The organism is Dysgonomonas sp. 520 (genome assembly GCF_010501095.1).
GTDB lineage: Bacteria > Bacteroidota > Bacteroidia > Bacteroidales > Dysgonomonadaceae > QVMP01.
This window is the reverse complement of sequence record NZ_QVMP01000066.1, coordinates 1-833: the sequence shown is the minus strand read 5'-3', so window position 1 is coordinate 833 and position 833 is coordinate 1. Positions and strand designations below refer to the sequence as shown.

The 833-nt window shown below is 31.7% G+C and carries 1 protein-coding gene; it reads right to left on the bottom strand.

The annotated features are described in order from the left end of the window. Nucleotides 1-159: 159 nt before the first annotated feature. Nucleotides 160-546: a hypothetical protein gene (locus tag D0T56_RS16560; RefSeq protein ID WP_163321273.1), complete on the bottom strand. Its 387-nt coding sequence runs from the start codon at nucleotides 544-546 to the stop codon at nucleotides 160-162. Nucleotides 547-833 lie beyond the last annotated feature (287 nt).

Below are 833 nucleotides of genomic sequence, written 5' to 3'. Positions count from 1 at the left end.
TTAATTAGGCTTACATAACTCCTTACATATAACTCTAAAGATTAGGGTGAACTTTGCTTCAAGGTTTTTAGAACAAGAAAAAAAATACTTCTCCGTCCTAAAAAATACTGCATACAAGCTCTCTGTCACTCGCTATGGAGTACATAGGTCAGTATATATTCAAAAAGGGGCTGTCCTTGTTAAATAGATAGGCTCATTTTTCTTATATACGCTTTCATACTTAGGTAGATTATTGTTTAAGGGAAAATTTCTATTAGGATATGCATTGTATAATTCTTGTGCTCTTATTGCCATCTCTAATAAAAACTCAGTATCGTAAGGTGCTACTACATCCCATTCTTGCTTTGCCCCTAATGCTGGTTGATTTGTTGAATAATGTTCCCATTGACCAAGAATAGAGTTATATATATCATATCCTGTCATATTACCTTTGGAGTCAAAGTATTCATCCCTGTTTAGGATATTGTTATACTTCTTAGTAGAGCTTTGAGCATTCAAAGTTGTGTAACTAATTACAATCAAAAAAAGTAATAGAAATCGTTTCATAAAATAGAGATTTGTTCCACTAAATCCCAAAGTGGTATTAATAGATACAAAAAGCGTGGGACTTTAACCTTATCTGCTTTTCGAGGTCTTCGACTACCTTGTACAACAAATAAGTAAAACCCACGCCAATTATAAAAATTAACGTGAGCATTGGCTTATTTACTCTTGTTGTACTTTTGAAATTGTCGAAGTTTCGAAAAGCAAGAATAAAAGCTAACGCTTTTTCAAATAATAGAGTTTATATTTAATAGTTTATTAAAGCGTTCTTTTACATAACTTTGTGATTT